Raw genomic sequence first — 15,179 nt, 5'->3', positions numbered from 1 at the left:
TCATACCTATAAACATACGCAATTAAATGCTTCTTCGGGCTCTCCGAGCTTGATTTTCTTGCAATTTCAGGGCAATGTGATCCGTCACCTCGAACGTTTTCATTTCCTCAAGTGCACGAATGACCACAAGTGCCTTTTTATAGCTGAGAAATTCATACAAGGTGATCCATTTTTCGGATTGAGTCTGAACCAGGACGTCGTAGGTAATCGATTTTGAAGTAGCGGTGCTACCTCCGTAATAATTCGTACTTGCTCCGAACGTGTAATCCCGGTATGATTCACTTTCAACGGATAAACGCAGGTGAAAGCTCTCCGGCTGGGGAATTTTCTTCCAGGTTCCCCACATGTAACCCAACAAAGATTTGAAACTACGGTATTTCATGGTTTGTTGATCTAATTCCAGCCCGGTTTCAGCCAGGCTCAGGATGATGCTGATTACTGCCAGTACAATCCCCAGCGGCCAGAAAAATACGAAACTGATGAGTGAAGCAATGGAACAAAAGATAATCGGAATCAGGTAGATGAAGGTTTTTCCTTCGTTGACAATCAGAGTGGCGGTGTTTGTTTTCATGCAGGTATTTAAGATTTCACGGCGAAAATTAGCGCAAAGATTCAACCGGGATAACTTGTTAAGTATTTTTATGAAAACACAGTCATCGAAATCTGTTCCCGCTTTCCGCGCAATTCGAGGGAGTAAGAACCAAGTAAACAAAAAAGCCCTTCGCCAAACGACGAAGAGCTTTTTAGAAATCAATCACTGATTTAAACAGTCAAATAATATTAAACAGTCACTTTCGGTGCTGCAGCCAAAATATCTGAAGACGTTTCAGCAGCAAACTGTTCAAAGTTCTTAACGAATTGATCCGCCAAATGGTTGGCAGTTTTGTCATATCCTGATTTGTCAGCCCATGTTTCACGCGGATTTAAAATCTCTGCAGGAACTTCCGGACAAGAAGTAGGGAAAGACAATTCAAATACCGGCAGGGTATCGTAAGCTACATTGTCCAGTTCTCCGGTTAATGCAGCAGTGATCATTGCACGGGTATAAGACAATTTCATGCGGCTTCCCACACCGTAAGATCCTCCGGACCACCCAGTGTTGATCAACCAAACTTTGATGTCTGTTCCTTCCAGTTTGTCACCCAACAATTTAGCATATTTAGCAGGGTGTAACGGCAAGAATGCTTTTCCGAAACAAGCGGAGAAAGTGGTTGTAGGCTCAGTAATACCAACCTCTGTTCCGGCAACTTTTGCAGTATAACCAGACATGAAGTGGTACATTGCCTGCTCTTTCGTCAAGCGGGAGATCGGAGGCAATACACCGAACGCATCAGCTGTCAGGAAGAAAATATTTTTTGGTCCGGATCCGATAGACGGAACCATGATGTTGTCAATGAAATCGATCGGGTAAGAAACACGCGTGTTTTCTGTAATAGAACCATCTGCGTAATCCGGAGTGGAAGTTCCGTCGTGGAATCCGATGTTTTCCAGGATTGCACCGAATTTAATCGCGTTGTAAATTTGCGGCTCTTTTTCTTTAGATAAGTCGATCGTTTTTGCGTAGCAACCACCTTCGAAGTTGAACACGGTGTTGTCTGACCATCCGTGCTCATCGTCACCGATCAAACGACGGTTCGGGTCAGAAGACAAGGTTGTTTTTCCCGTTCCGGACAATCCGAAGAAAATAGCCGTATCTCCAGCTTCACCGACGTTAGCGGAACAGTGCATGGAAAGAACATTTTTCTCATGCGGCAATACATAGTTCAATACGGAGAAAATTCCTTTTTTGATCTCTCCGGTATATCCCGTTCCACCGATAATAATCATTTTACGGGTGAAGTTCAGGATTGCGAAATTGGCCTGACGCGTTCCATCGATAGCAGGATCTGCTTTAAAACCAGGAGCACAGACGATGTTCCACTCTGCTTCAAAGTTTTCGATCTCAGCATCTGTCGGACGCAGGAACATGTTGTAAGCAAACATATTTGACCAAGGGAATTCAGTGGTCACACGAATGTTCATTCTGAATTTGTCATCAGCACATGCGTAAGCGTCGCGTACGTAAACATCTTTTCCAGTCAAATAAGCTTTCATGCGGTTGTATAGCGCATCGAACTGCTCAGTCGAAACCGGGATGTTTACATCTCCCCACCAAACACTGTCTTCTGTTTTTGCATCGCGAACTACAAAGCGGTCTTTTGGAGAGCGACCTGTGAATTCTCCTGTTTCGATAGCAATTGCTCCAGTGTCTGTCAAAACACCCTGGCCGCCTAGAATGGTATCTTCTACTAATTCAGCTGGTGTTAAATTCCAGAATACGTTACCGAGATTTTCTAACCCGATAGTTGCTTTTAAATCGGCGTTTTTTCCTCGTTTACCAAATTCATCCATAAAATGTCTTTTTGTATTGCCCTGAGGGGGAATTTATTTTGGTGCAAAAGTACACTGATTCGTCAAAAAATCAGTCTTTTTCACCCGGAAATATTAACAGAATAAGAACAAATTGTTTACATGAACCGATTTAAGGCGCTATTTGACAGTGTTTTGACTGTGGAATGGAGTTGATAACTTCTTCCTGTTTCGATCCGGTACTGAAAATTAGAGCTGGTTTTTCAACAGGTTGAAACCGTTTAAACAGTTCCAAAAGTTCAAAGAATTCACTGGTTTCATGCAGCTTTGAACGATTCAACTCATGGAACTTGTTCGAATAACCAGCAAGTTTCAATCGGTGGAATTCTCGTGAAAGACGGATAAAGCCTGATCTTCAGGGAACCAGGTTCCAGTCTTTTGCAATCTCATAGGTGCTGAAGAAATCCCCGTCCAGTGCGTGTTTGGTCACAGTTCCTCCTTGTTTCGGCCCCGGCCCAGGATCGATCATCAGGTAGTGTCCCCAACCTTCAGCCGTATAGAAAATGATCACAGAGCGGTTCCTGGCATCTTTGAAATCTTTGCGGATAATGACCGGAGAGTTGGGACTGGTATTGACCTTTTGTTCGGTTTCCGATGCGATTTGGAACGCTGTTTTCCATTGTTTGACCAATACTTCGCCGTTTCCGTAATTCACCACTTTATCTCCGGTTCCATGTACTACGATCAATTGCGGAAATTCCCCGGTGTAAAGTGAATCCTGTGAATACAGGCGCTGGCGGAGCACATCTTCCGGAAAAGAAGTCGGCTGGCGCATTTCAGCAAAGGATTTCATCGGTTGATCCACTTGTTTGTAAGCGGTTCCGGCTAAAATCGCACCGGATTTCAGTTTATCCGGGTAGCAGACCATGAAATTGACGCTCATAGCAGCTCCGGCGCTGACACCGTAGATGTACACGCGGGAAGGATCGACCGGGTAATGAGCAATTGCATACCACATCATTTGGCGGATGCTGGCCATTTCTCCCTTGTCTTTTTCCTGGTCGTCTTTCAAAAACCAGTTGAAACAGCGGAACAGGTTATTGGTTGTTTTTTGTTCCGGGTAAAGCACCAGGAATCCAAGCGAGTCTGCCAATTCATTCCATCCGGAACCCAGCGCAATGTCCGCTGCAGTTTGATTACAGCCATGCAATACAAGTACCAAAGGCATGTTTCCGTTTGGTTTTTTGAACGGTTCGTGCACATACGCATTCAGGTTTCCCGGATTTTCAGTCAACTGAGCCGTGATCTCCGTCATTTGGGAGAATCCCCAAACCGGGAAGAGGAGCAAACACACTATGGCTTTTTTCAATTTCAAATCACCTGGTATTTTTTCATGATGAATGTTGCGCTTTTATTTTGACAGATGCCTTTTCGGAGCGTGTAATCAAAAAACAGGTCATTGTCCCGGATTTCCACTTCGAAGCACTGGTTGCTTAAATACGCAGGATGTGCCTTGGTGGTTTCGCAGACTTCCAAATCGTGTGTTGCAATCATCCCAATGGCGTTCAAACGTACCATTTGTTCTACAATCCCAATGGTTCCGTTTTGTTTGTCGTCGGAGTTTGTTCCGCGCAGGATTTCATCCAGGAGTACAAAAGCGTTGTCCGCTTTCAGGTGGTCGATAATGAGTTTCAGGCGCTTGACTTCTGAGAAGAAATACGAGGTGCTTTCCGAGAGGGAATCGCTCAAACGCATGGAAACCAGCAATGGGATCGGGTAGAAGCGGGCGCTTTTTGCCGGAACGACCGAACCTGCATTTGCCAGGATCACTGCAATTCCAAGAGTTCTTAAAAAGGTGCTTTTCCCCGACATATTGGATCCGGTCAGGATCACGAAACGTTCCTGGTCAAACGAAACCGAATTGTTGACGCGCGTCGTTTTCGGAATCAGCGGATGTCCCAGTTCTTCAAATGAAATGGATTGCTCCGAAAGAACCGGAAAGGCGTATTCCGGGTTGTTGACATGAAAATTACTGAAGGAAAGAATGCTTTCAACCTCCGCAATCTGTTCAATCCATTGACTGATCGATTCCCGGTGTTTTTTCTTCCAGCCTACCAGTTGCCGGAAAATGTGTACGTGAAACTGAAGCGTTCCGTTGAGCAGAAAAACGGCAATCCCATTGTTGATGCTGTCCAGGTTTTCATGAATACGTGCGGCTTCTTTCAATAAGGAACTCGCAGCCTGGTTTTGGGAATGGACTTTTTGATGGATTTCCTGCAGTTGCCCGGATTTCCACTTCCGGCTTTCAATCAATTGCAGCATTTCGCCATAAGCAGACAAAGCGGCGCCGATCCGTTCTGTTTTCCCGATTTCCTTGCGGATATGGGAGTGAACCATACCAAAAAGAAGCATGTTGACCGAAAACAAGGCAACTCCAAGATTAAACCAGTAAACATCCGCGGTACGCCACAAAAAGATCATGGTAGTCAATCCGGCCAAAGGCATCAAAAAAGAAAGAATGACTGAGAAAATGGAAATCGACTGCCTGGAATCTTGCCAATGCTCGATGTATTTCCGGATTTCAGCCGTGTCTTCTCCCAATTTGGCATACACCTGGAATGCTTGCCGCCATTCCAAATCTTCCGACACTTCGCTAACAGCTTCTTGTGTTTCTGCCAATGCTTCGGTGGTTTTGGTCTGTAGCAAAGCTGCTGCCAGTTTTTCCCGCCCGATGACAGTAGAAGTCCGGTTCAGGTGCTCGTAGAGCGAGTGTGGTCCGAAGAGATCAATGTCGAAGGAATACGGATGTGTGGTATCGGTAAATTCCTGTCCGTTCGGATAATACGGAACAGCCTCTTTGACGAATTTATCCTCCGATTCATTCAGCCACAAATAAGTGCTTGCCACTTCGAGTTTTCGTTTTACCCGGAAATGGTAGAAAACCAGGAAAACAAACCCTGCTGAAAACAGGATTCCCAGGCTCAAAAAAAGCACTTCAAGCTGACTTCTCGATTGGTAAAAACAAAAAACAGCGATCAGCAGGGTGAATAACCTCGACCAACCAATGAAGCGAAGGTGCTTATTGATTTGATTCACACTGTTTTTGTAGTGGGCTGATTTCGCAGCGTAGTCAGGAATCATACCGTTGCCAGTTTCTTCAATTCGGTTACTGCCTGGCGGATATTATTCCAAATCTCACTGATGTTTGCTTCCATCATATAACAAGGAGCTGTGACAATTTTATTTTCTGTGTCTACCAGGATTTCCTGAACGGTTTTGTACGTTGTAGAAGCTCCTGTTTTTTGCAATCCCTGTGAAAATGCTTCGATATCATAAGGTGAAGGTGCTGCAGTGGAACCAATTGTTAAGGAAGGATGAATGGACGAATCTTCCAGTGCCTTTGCCAGCACTACAGGACTCACACAAAGTGCCGCGATCGGTTTTCCGATATTTACCAGGTTTACCAACAGCAGCTTTACTTCCGGGAGAATACTTCCGTCCGGGCCTTCAAAAGCCCATTTGGTGAAATTTTTTGCACTTCCGAATCCGCCCGGGATAATCAACGCATCGATATCAGAAGGCTGAATATCCTGGATCGGTACAATGTTTCCGCGGGCAATACGCGCTGCTTCCACCAACATGTTCCGGGATTCGTTCATCGGTTCTCCGGTTACGTGATTGATGACGTGAAACTGATCCGCATCTACACCGATACAGGTGTATGAATCACCCAATTCCGAAACAGCGAGCATACTCAATACCGCTTCCTGAATCTCTGCTCCGTCGTATACCCCGGAACCTGAAAGTAAAATCCCAAAATTCATGTAGTTCTTTTTTTGATAAAAGTAGCGGATTCGTTGTCGGGAAATCTTTACGTACCTCTTTTTCTTTGCGATAAAAATGTCAAGTGTTCAATCAAACGCAGAGAAGCAAAGAGCGCAAAGGATTCCAGACCGCATCCTGCCGGTTTAAAATTCGTTGTTTTTTCAAAAATACGATTCTATTCTGTTTCGTATCTTTGTTAGATGAACAAACCGATCATTTTTTACGATGGCGACTGTGGCTTCTGTAACCGCACCGTACAGTTTGTTCTGGATCACGAGAAGAACCACGAAGTTCATTTTTGTGCGCTTCAAAGTGATTTTGCAAAAGCATTCTTTCGGCAGCAGGGAATCGAAGAAATGGATTTGTCGACATTTTATTTCTGGGACACGAACCAACTGAACAACCGTTCCACAGCAGCTTTGAAAGTGATGAACTACCTGCGTTTCCCTTATCAGTTTGGAAAAATCGGGTGGTTGGTACCGCGGTTTCTTCGGGATGGGGTTTATGCGTTTATTGCAAAACGAAGGATGAGGCTGGCGGGGAGTTTTTGCGCGCTCCCCACACCGGAGCAACGAATTCGCTTCCTGATTTAAAGAGCGGAGATTGGTTGTTTTTCCACTTTTTCAGTCGTTAAAAAGTGAAGTAAAAGACTTGTAAGCTGACTTTCAAAGGTGTTTTGTGTTCCGAGAATACAATTTTTCTGAAATGAATTCATCCGGATTTGCTCATAATGAAAATAATTTTGTATTTCTTTCAGAATACTCATCCGGAGTTACATTTTGTCATGTACTTAAGTAGAAAACAATAAAATAAACAGGATGTTAAAATACCTGTCAACTTTTGTGCAAATTCTGTTAATATCATTCTATGAACATACCTTCCGGAGGGAATTCTTTCGTTACTTTTGTCTTATGAGAATCTCAGCCTCGATTTATTCCGACAAGAACCGTAGTTTATCTGAAACCATTGAGGATTTGGCTGCTCACCATGTCGATTTACTGCATGTTGACTGCAATGATGATCCATCGGTTTTTGATGACATCAGCCAGATCAGAAAGTGGTGTGATATTCCGATTGATCTGCACATTATAACGAAGCATCCGTCGAATTATTATGATTTACTGCGCGAAGTTCCGGTGGATTATGTGACCTTTCAATTGGAAGATTTGGAAGAAAACCTGGAGATTCCGGCAGATATTACCGGGAAGAAAGGATTAGCCATTATTACTCCGACACCGATTGAAGCATTTGATCAGTTTCAGAATTTTGATTTCATCCTGATCATGGCAACCATTCCGGGGCAGAGCGGGGGAGTCTTTGATTCCGTGAACTTCAAGAAGATTCGTGATTTTCAAAAGAAATATCCGGCTAAATCGGTACACGTAGACGGCGGAGTAACCGGAGAAGTTTCCTTCATTTTGAGAAATATGGGGGTTCATACGTCTGTTTCCGGTTCCTATTTGTTCAACGCGCCGAGTGTGGGACATGCTCTGATGGATTTGACTAAGCGAAACCTGAACTCACAGTTCCTGATCCGCGATTTTATGATTCCGCTGAGCGAAGCTCCCGAGATCGGTGAAAATGCTTCCGTACTGGAAGTGCTGAACGAGATTGAATCCGGGAAACTGGGTTTTACGTTGGTGACCAATCAAGCTTCCGATTTGAAGGGCTTGATTTCCAATGCAGATATTCGAAAAAGCCTTATCCGTACCAACGGGAATTTAAACCAGGAATCGATTTCAGAAATCATGAACCCGGCTCCGCTGGTAATCCCGGAAACGGCCACTGTGAACGACTTACTACAACAGATTAAAAAATATGCATTCCCGATTCTCTATCTTCCGGTTGTAGACCAGGATCAGAAAGCAAAGGGAATAGTAACATTCGTAAACCTGATTAAAGGGGAAATATGATCATTCATTTAAAACAAACGGTCAGTGCAGCTGACGCAGCCAGATTAGCGGAAGAAAACAAAGCATTCCACCTGGTTTCGCAGGGAATTAACGTACTGGTAACCGGATCCGGAGTGAAAGAGGTTCCGGCAGGATTGGAAGCTGTAGCAGACGCTCACTGGGTATTCCCGAACGATATGCAGCTGGCATCACGTCATTACCGCCAGGAAACACGTGAAGTGAAAATCGGAAATGTAACGGTAGGAGGAAAAACCGGGAATACCATCGTGATTTCAGGGCCTTGTTCCGTCGAATCGGAAGAGCAGATCAGAGAATCTTCTGATTTGTTGAAATCATTGGGTTTAACAGCACTGAGAGGTGGATGCTACAAACCGAGAACGAGTCCGTACAGTTTCCAGGGATTGGGACTGGAAGGATTGAAGTTGCTTGCTAAAATGCGTGAAGAATACGGTTTTTCCGTAGTTACCGAAGCGCGTGATGCAACACATATCGATGAAATTATCGAACATGCAGATGTAATCCAGATCGGTGCGAAAGCGATGTACGACCAGGGAATCCTGCGTGCATGTGCAAAAACGCAGAAAACGGTTTTGATCAAACGCGGTTTTGGAACAACACTCCAGGAATTCGTTCAGGCAGCTGAATTTGTTCTTTCAGGAGGAAATGAAAACGTGGTTTTGTGTGAACGCGGAATCCGCACATTTGAAACGGGAACACGTTTTACACTCGATTTATGTGGTGTTGAATGGTTGAAACATTACACCAATCTTCCGGTGATCCTCGATCCGAGTCATGCGATGGGATATGCTTACGGAGTGGCAGGATTGTCACGCGCATGTGTTGCCTTGGGGGTAGACGGTTTGCTGATCGAAGTGCACCCGAACCCGAAAGTGGCAAAATCAGATGCATCCCAGCAGCTGAACCACGAAGAGTTTAAACAGTTGTTACAAACACTCAATCCGATTGCTTCCAGCGTTGGATATAAACTGGTATAGCCTTGTTTTTAGAACAGAATATAAAGGGACTGTGCGCCAAATTCGGTGTTGATTTTTATCAGATGCTGAAGGATTTTGACGTAGACAGCGTGACCGAATTGTCGATCCTGGATCTGGAAGCCATTGCAGAAGAGTATGAGGTGGATTTTTATTCCCTGCTCTTTAAACCCTTGTTTGTTTTCGATCATCTGAAAAGCAAAATCGCGAAAATCAAATTACTGATTCTCGATGTAGACGGCGTAATGACGGATGGCGGAATGTATTACACGGAATCCGGAGACCAGATCAAGAAGTACAACACCAAAGACGGAATGGCCATTATGAAAGCCCAGGAAAAAGGACTTTTGTGTGGAATCATTTCATCGGCATTTACGGACAAAATGGTTCGGAACCGGGCGGAAGTACTGAAAATCGGGCATGTGTATGTCGGACGCGAGCAAAAAATCACCGTTTTGAAACAATGGTGTGAAACGCTTGGGATTTCACTGGAAGAGGTGGCAATTATCGGCGATGACATCAATGATTTGTCCATTATGCGTGAGGCGGGACTGAGAGCTTGTCCGAAAGACGCGGTTCAGGAAGTCAAGAAAGAAGTAGATATTGTATTAACGAAAAATGGCGGAGACGGAGTAGTGAGAGAATTTATCGATAATTTTCTGCTTTCGGAACCGATCAAAGAATATTAAACAACAAACATGAATCAAGTGAAATTAGGCATCATCAGAGAAGGCAAAGTTCCTCCTGATAAGCGAGTTCCACTCACCCCAAAACAATGTAAGTTGGTTGAGCTGAAATTTCCACAGGTAAAAGTGGTCGTTCAGGCGAGTGAAGTTCGTGCCTTTGACGACGAAGAATACGAGGCTGAAGGCATTGAAGTGGTGAAGGATTTGTCGGATTGCGACGTGATTATGGGGGTCAAGGAAGTGAATATCCCTGACCTGATTCCGGGAAAAAAATACCTGTTCTTTTCACACACGATCAAAAAACAGCCCTACAACCGCGATTTGCTGCGCGCCATCCTGGAGCGTAAAATCCAGCTGATTGATTACGAAGTGCTGAAATCGAAAGAAAACAAACGCATTATCGGGTTCGGGCGCTATGCCGGAATTGTAGGAGCATACAATGGTTTATTGGCTTACGGAGAACGCAATAATCTGTATAAACTGAAACCGGCAAATCAATGTTCCGGAAGAAAAGAAATGGAAGCGGAATTACATAAAGTAGTTCTTCCTGTAAACACCAAATTAGTGTTGACAGGTTTCGGAAGAGTGGGATATGGAGCCCGTGAAATCATGGACCTGCTTCCTTTTACAGAAGTTAGCCCCGAAGAATTCCTGACCGAAAATTTCGATACACCGGTGTTTACGCACCTGGAAATTGAAGATTATTACAAACGCAAGGACGGAAAACCGTTCAGTAAGCAGGAGTTTTATTCCACACCGGAGTTATACGAATCCAGTTTCGGACGTTATTCGGAGGTGGCCGATATTTATATTGCCTGCCATTTCTGGAGCAATAAATCGCCGTTCATTTTAACTGCTGCCGACCTGAAATCCGAAAAAAATAAGATCCGGGTTGTTGCGGATGTTTCCTGCGATATCCAGGGGCCGATTGCTTCATCGATTCGTGCGTCTAAAATTTCCGATCCCCTATACGGTTACGATCCGCAAACAGGATTGGAATGCGATTGGAAACAGGAGGGAGCCATTACGGTCATGGCGGTTGATAACCTGCCGTGTGAGCTGCCGAAAGATGCCTCGGAGGATTTCGGAAATGAGCTGATCAAATCGGTATTCCCGCATTTGTTCGGTGATGACCCGGATAACATTATCGGGAGAGGGTCTGAAACGGATCTGAATGGAAACCTGACTCCGTATTTTTCGTATTTGAACGATTACGTGAATCAGCTGACCACATAACTAAGCAACTTCTACTATGGCGATACAAAAAGGCGACAAGAGAACGATTAGAGGATGGGTGATGTATGACTGGGCGAACTCGGTGTACAACCTGGTGATTTCATCTGCGATTTTTCCTATTTTCTATGATACGGTGACTACGAAGCAGTATTTATCCGAAAAGAATCCCGGAATTCCATGGGAAGAACTGGATCCTTCTCAGCTGGGAAAAGGGGAAGAGGTATTGGTGGATTTCATGGGAATGCACATCCCTAACTCCGCTTTGATGAGTTTTGTATTGTCTGCTTCCTTCCTGGTGGTATCGTTTTCATCGCCGTTTTTATCCGGTATCGCGGATTATCGCGGGAACAAGAAACGCTTCCTGCAGTTTTTCTGTTATTTGGGAGCATTGTCGTGTATTTCGCTGTATTTCTTCACCGATTTGATGCGCGATGGTTTACTGGAAGTAGCGATGCTCTCGTTGTTCTTTGCCAGTATCGGTTTCTGGAACAGTTTGGTGTTCTATAATTCCTACCTACCCGAAATTGCACCCAAAAAAGATTTGGATAAGATTTCTGCCCGCGGGTTCACAATGGGATATCTCGGTTCCATGATCCTGCTGATTATCTGCCTGATTTTAATCAAAACACAGGATTTCCCTGTTTCATACTGTTTCATCCTCGTTGGTTTGTGGTGGATTGGCTTTTCCCAGTTTACCTACCGCGTTTTACCGAATTCCACTTCTTCCCGCATCAAGGAAAAAGGATATATCTGGAAAGGATTCAAAGAACTCCGGAATGTATTTGCCGAATTCCGCAAAACCAAGCGTTTGAAACGCTATCTCACTTCGTTTTTCTTTTTCAATACCGGTGTTCAAACTGTTATGCTGATGGCTACATTCTTCGCGAAGAAAGAAATCAGTTGGCCGGTGAAAGATGGGAAAGTAGACGACAGCGGCTTGATCATTGCCATTTTGCTGATCCAATTGCTGGGTGCTGCAGGAGCCTTCATCATGTCACGTTTGTCGGGCAGAATCGGAAACGTCAAAACCCTGGGAATCTCCCTGGTAATCTGGCTGGGAGTTTGTGCTGCCGCATTTGTAATCAAAACACCTGTGGAATTCTACATGCTGGCTTGTACGGTTGGAATCGTGATGGGAGGTGTGCAGGCTTTGGCGCGCTCAACGTATTCCAAGTATTTACCGGAAACGGAAGATAATGCCAGCTACTTCTCATTCTATGATGCAACGGAGAAAATCGGGATTGTTACCGGAACGCTATTCTTCGGGTTGATGGAAGTCGGATTCGATTCGATTCGTTATTCGGTTGTTTCCGTAGCGTTCTTTTTCATCGTCGGACTGCTTTTGTTATTCCGTATTCCAAAGCAAGAACGAAGTGATTTAGATGCGGTCTATGATTAATGGAAAGGCAGTACAGGTTAAACAGCTGACTGCCCTGATTTCTTTTTTGACAGGACACATTCCATTTCCGCCCGATTACTAAAAGGATCGGCTCACTTAAAATTTGATTGAAAAATTGGGGGCAATGTTCCGGTAAGAAATACGTTATTTGTATGAAAGATCGGCACTTATGAAACCTTGGTTCCTTTTCCTAATCATCGTCGTTATGGGTTTTAAAGGTAAAATCCATGCGCAGTTGTCCGGGGTGATTAACCAATACACCTCTGTTACCAATATTTCCTGCAACCAGGTAACCGTTCTGAATCCATCTTTTCTGTCAATCGGAGATCGTGTATTGATCATCCAGATGAAAGGAGCGGAAATCAATACTTCCAACAGTGCAAGTTTCGGTATGATTACCAACTACCACGGTTGCGGAAATTACGAGTTTGCAAATGTCACAGCCATTTCCGGGAATATTGTCCAGTTACAGTATCAGCTACTCAATGCATATGAAATTACCGGCCGCGTTCAATTGATCCGTGTTCCTCAATATACCAATGCAACAGTTGTAAATACGCTGACCGCGCAGGATTGGAATGGAAGCACAGGTGGTGTGCTCGTCATGGAATTATCCGGCACATTGACATTGAATGCGCCCATTTCGTTGAACGGAAAAGGATTTCGTGGTTCTTTTGCCTGCTCAAACCCGGATGGCGGTTGTGGTAATTTTCCGAATTACTTTTATGCTGTTTCATCCGGTTATGGAGCCGAAAAAGGTGAAGGAATTGCAGAAGCACCTGCCAATATGAATGGGGGGCGCGGAGCATTGGGGAATGGTGGTGGTGGTGGAAACAAACACAACACCGGTGGCGGCGGTGGATCCAATGGCAGCAGAGGAGGCCGGGGCGGAGATCAGGCCAGTTTTTGCGGGACACAACCGATTGGTGGTGAAGGAGGAATGGCCTTGAATTACGGGATGGGAAGACTTTTCATGGGCGGTGGCGGCGGCTCTCCGGATCACAACGATCAGGTGGGGACTTCCGGTTCGAATGGCGGTGGAATTATCATTATACGGGCAGCAACAATTCAATCCAATAATACATACATCGAATCCAATGGTGGGGATGTATTGACTCTGAGTAACAACATCGGTGACGGGGCCGGCGGCGGTGGGGCAGGAGGTATGATCGTACTGGATGTGAACACCCTCAGCGGAAACATGGAATTGAGAGTGAATGGCGGAAACGGTGGCAATCAGCAGACAACATATGGTGCTTGTTTCGGGCCGGGAGGTGGAGGTGGAACCGGTGCAATCCAGATTTCAGGAAGCGCTATTCCAACCAACGTAACCACCCAATTCATTCCCGGAACTGCCGGAGTAGATTTAAACAGCAGTTCAAGTTGCTTTTCCCAAACATACGGAGCCGCAGCCGGCCAGTTTAGCCCGGTTTACGTATTCAATGCAACTTTGCCGGAAAGTCATACAGCACCTGATAGCCTTGATATCGGGCAGGATATTGAAACCTGTGATGTCAGTGCGCTGATTGATCCAGGAATTACTGCAGCTTCTTATTGGTGGTCTACCGGTGAAACAACCCCTACGATTACCGTAATTTCATCCGGTGATTATTGGCTTTCGGTGTCATCCGGTTCAGGCGGTTGTTTGTTAACAGATACGATTTCAGTTGATCTCGGAAGTATGAGTGTGGATGCCGGACCGGATCAAACGATCTGTCAGGGAGAAAATACCACATTACATGCCGTTTCTTCTGCGGGTAACGCCGGTGTCGGTTTAAGCTGGGATAACGGAGTTACGGATAATGTCCCGTTTTCACCGCAGGTAACCGGGGTTTATACTGTCATTGCAACAGACCAGAATGCCGGATGTTCTGCAACCGATAGTGTAACGGTTACCGTCATTCCGCCTCCTGCGGTTGCTGTCTCTCCCGCTGTAACCGCCGGTTGCGCGCCACTCACGGTGACATTTTCCAATGCCTCAACGGACTGTTCAAATGCCGTGTGGGAATTTTCCGATGGTACGGTATTGACCGGTTGCGGAAATCAGCAGCATACGTTTTTGAATCCGGGATGTTATGCATTGACTCTGAACATGACTTCTGCTTTTGGCTGTAATGCATCTGCCAATTTTCCATCCGTTGTTTGCGTTTCATCTTCACCCAATGCGTCATTTTATCCTTCTCCCGTGATTCTGAATTCGGAAAATGCATCTTCAACGATGGTGAATACTTCAAGCGGAGGAACGCGTTATGAATGGAATTTCGGTAATGGAGCCTCGTTTTCGGATGAGTTTTCACCGGTACAGACTTATCCGACGGATGCATTCGATTCCTACACGATTCGTTTGATTGTGACAAATGAAGATGGCTGTATGGATACGGCATTTGCACATGTATACGTAGAAGGCGGACTGGTGTATTATGTTCCCAATGCGTTCACACCGGACGGTAATGAGTTCAACCAGCTATTCAAGCCTGTTTTTACATCGGGTTTTGATCCGGACGATTACAATTTTCAGGTTTATAACCGCTGGGGGGAAATCGTTTTCGAATCGAATGACCCGGTTGCGGGCTGGGACGGAACTTACCTGGATAAATTGTCGCCGGAAGGGATATACACCTGGCGGATTGAATTCAAAAACTCAAAAAACGATGTGAGGGAAGTTGTTCACGGGCATCTGAGTTTGTTGAAATAAACCGAAGAATTAAGAAGGCGAACCGGTTCTCAACAAAAAAGACCAATCTGCCGGGGCTGACTGGTCTTTCAAAATAATGAGATC

Annotated in this window: 12 protein-coding genes; 7 read left to right on the top strand and 5 right to left on the bottom strand. The window is 45.0% G+C overall.

Annotated elements, in window-relative coordinates:
* Positions 1-22: 22 nt before the first annotated feature.
* The 5 genes from ABDV94_RS04480 to elbB form a co-directional block, all read right to left on the bottom strand.
* Positions 23-571 carry a hypothetical protein gene (locus ABDV94_RS04480; protein WP_343605121.1) on the bottom strand — a complete coding sequence of 183 codons (549 nt, stop codon included), beginning with the start codon at positions 569-571 and terminating at the stop codon, positions 23-25.
* Between the two features lie 209 nt (positions 572-780).
* Entirely contained in the window at positions 781-2,391 is a 1,611-nt protein-coding gene (gene pckA / locus ABDV94_RS04475; RefSeq protein ID WP_343605119.1) for a phosphoenolpyruvate carboxykinase (ATP), read from the bottom strand.
* Positions 2,392-2,764: 373 nt separating this feature from the next.
* Positions 2,765-3,703 (bottom strand): PHB depolymerase family esterase, encoded by a 939-nt coding sequence (locus ABDV94_RS04470; RefSeq protein ID WP_343605118.1) that lies wholly within the window; start codon positions 3,701-3,703, stop codon positions 2,765-2,767.
* A gap of 17 nt (positions 3,704-3,720) precedes the next feature.
* A complete protein-coding gene (locus ABDV94_RS04465; RefSeq protein WP_343605117.1) occupies positions 3,721-5,490 on the bottom strand; it encodes a DNA mismatch repair protein in 1,770 nt (589 codons plus the stop codon).
* Positions 5,487-6,173 carry an isoprenoid biosynthesis glyoxalase ElbB gene (gene elbB / locus ABDV94_RS04460; protein ID WP_343605116.1) on the bottom strand — a complete coding sequence of 229 codons (687 nt, stop codon included), beginning with the start codon at positions 6,171-6,173 and terminating at the stop codon, positions 5,487-5,489. Before elbB ends, ABDV94_RS04465 begins: the two co-directional genes overlap by 4 nt.
* A 201-nt stretch (positions 6,174-6,374) precedes the next feature.
* Here elbB and ABDV94_RS04455 point away from each other — a divergent pair, with 201 nt between their 5' ends.
* From ABDV94_RS04455 to ABDV94_RS04425, 7 genes are all read left to right on the top strand, one after another.
* A complete protein-coding gene (locus ABDV94_RS04455; RefSeq protein WP_343605115.1) occupies positions 6,375-6,767 on the top strand; it encodes a DCC1-like thiol-disulfide oxidoreductase family protein in 393 nt (130 codons plus the stop codon).
* Between the two features lie 318 nt (positions 6,768-7,085).
* Positions 7,086-8,087 (top strand): CBS domain-containing protein, encoded by a 1,002-nt coding sequence (locus tag ABDV94_RS04450; protein WP_343605113.1) that lies wholly within the window; start codon positions 7,086-7,088, stop codon positions 8,085-8,087.
* Positions 8,084-9,082, top strand: coding sequence for a 3-deoxy-7-phosphoheptulonate synthase (gene aroF, locus ABDV94_RS04445; RefSeq protein WP_343605111.1), 999 nt, complete (start codon positions 8,084-8,086; stop codon positions 9,080-9,082). Before ABDV94_RS04450 ends, aroF begins: the two co-directional genes overlap by 4 nt.
* 62 nt (positions 9,083-9,144) lie before the next feature.
* A complete protein-coding gene (locus tag ABDV94_RS04440) occupies positions 9,145-9,768 on the top strand; it encodes an HAD-IIIA family hydrolase (RefSeq protein ID WP_343605110.1) in 624 nt (207 codons plus the stop codon).
* A gap of 9 nt (positions 9,769-9,777) precedes the next feature.
* The gene (locus ABDV94_RS04435; protein WP_343605108.1) at positions 9,778-11,001 is read left to right on the top strand and encodes an NAD(P)-dependent oxidoreductase; all 1,224 of its coding nucleotides are present in this window, start codon (positions 9,778-9,780) and stop codon (positions 10,999-11,001) included.
* A 16-nt stretch (positions 11,002-11,017) separates the two neighbouring features.
* Positions 11,018-12,400, top strand: a complete 1,383-nt coding sequence (locus tag ABDV94_RS04430; protein WP_343605107.1) for an MFS transporter — start codon at positions 11,018-11,020, stop codon at positions 12,398-12,400.
* Positions 12,401-12,605: 205 nt separating this feature from the next.
* On the top strand, positions 12,606-15,095 hold the full coding sequence (locus tag ABDV94_RS04425; protein WP_343605106.1) for a PKD domain-containing protein: 2,490 nt from the start codon (positions 12,606-12,608) through the stop codon (positions 15,093-15,095).
* The last annotated feature ends 84 nt before the right edge of the window (positions 15,096-15,179 follow it).

This window comes from Fluviicola sp. (assembly GCF_039596355.1).
In the GTDB taxonomy this organism is placed as follows: domain Bacteria; phylum Bacteroidota; class Bacteroidia; order Flavobacteriales_D; family Crocinitomicaceae; genus Fluviicola.
The sequence above is the reverse complement of the archived record's forward strand: the minus strand, read 5'-3'. Positions and strand labels throughout refer to the sequence as shown.

Excerpts from the sequence above, each read along its gene's own strand:
- ABDV94_RS04480 (WP_343605121.1), bottom strand. The coding sequence starts at position 571 with ATGAAAACAAACACCGCCACTCTGATTGTCAACGAAGGAAAAACCTTC.
- pckA (WP_343605119.1), bottom strand. The coding sequence starts at position 2,391 with ATGGATGAATTTGGTAAACGAGGAAAAAACGCCGATTTAAAAGCAACT.
- ABDV94_RS04465 (WP_343605117.1), bottom strand. The coding sequence starts at position 5,490 with ATGATTCCTGACTACGCTGCGAAATCAGCCCACTACAAAAACAGTGTG.
- elbB (WP_343605116.1), bottom strand. The coding sequence starts at position 6,173 with ATGAATTTTGGGATTTTACTTTCAGGTTCCGGGGTATACGACGGAGCA.
- ABDV94_RS04455 (WP_343605115.1), top strand. The coding sequence starts at position 6,375 with ATGAACAAACCGATCATTTTTTACGATGGCGACTGTGGCTTCTGTAAC.
- ABDV94_RS04450 (WP_343605113.1), top strand. The coding sequence starts at position 7,086 with ATGAGAATCTCAGCCTCGATTTATTCCGACAAGAACCGTAGTTTATCT.
- aroF (WP_343605111.1), top strand. The coding sequence starts at position 8,084 with ATGATCATTCATTTAAAACAAACGGTCAGTGCAGCTGACGCAGCCAGA.
- ABDV94_RS04440 (WP_343605110.1), top strand. The coding sequence starts at position 9,145 with ATGCTGAAGGATTTTGACGTAGACAGCGTGACCGAATTGTCGATCCTG.
- ABDV94_RS04435 (WP_343605108.1), top strand. The coding sequence starts at position 9,778 with ATGAATCAAGTGAAATTAGGCATCATCAGAGAAGGCAAAGTTCCTCCT.
- ABDV94_RS04430 (WP_343605107.1), top strand. The coding sequence starts at position 11,018 with ATGGCGATACAAAAAGGCGACAAGAGAACGATTAGAGGATGGGTGATG.
- ABDV94_RS04425 (WP_343605106.1), top strand. The coding sequence starts at position 12,606 with ATGGGTTTTAAAGGTAAAATCCATGCGCAGTTGTCCGGGGTGATTAAC.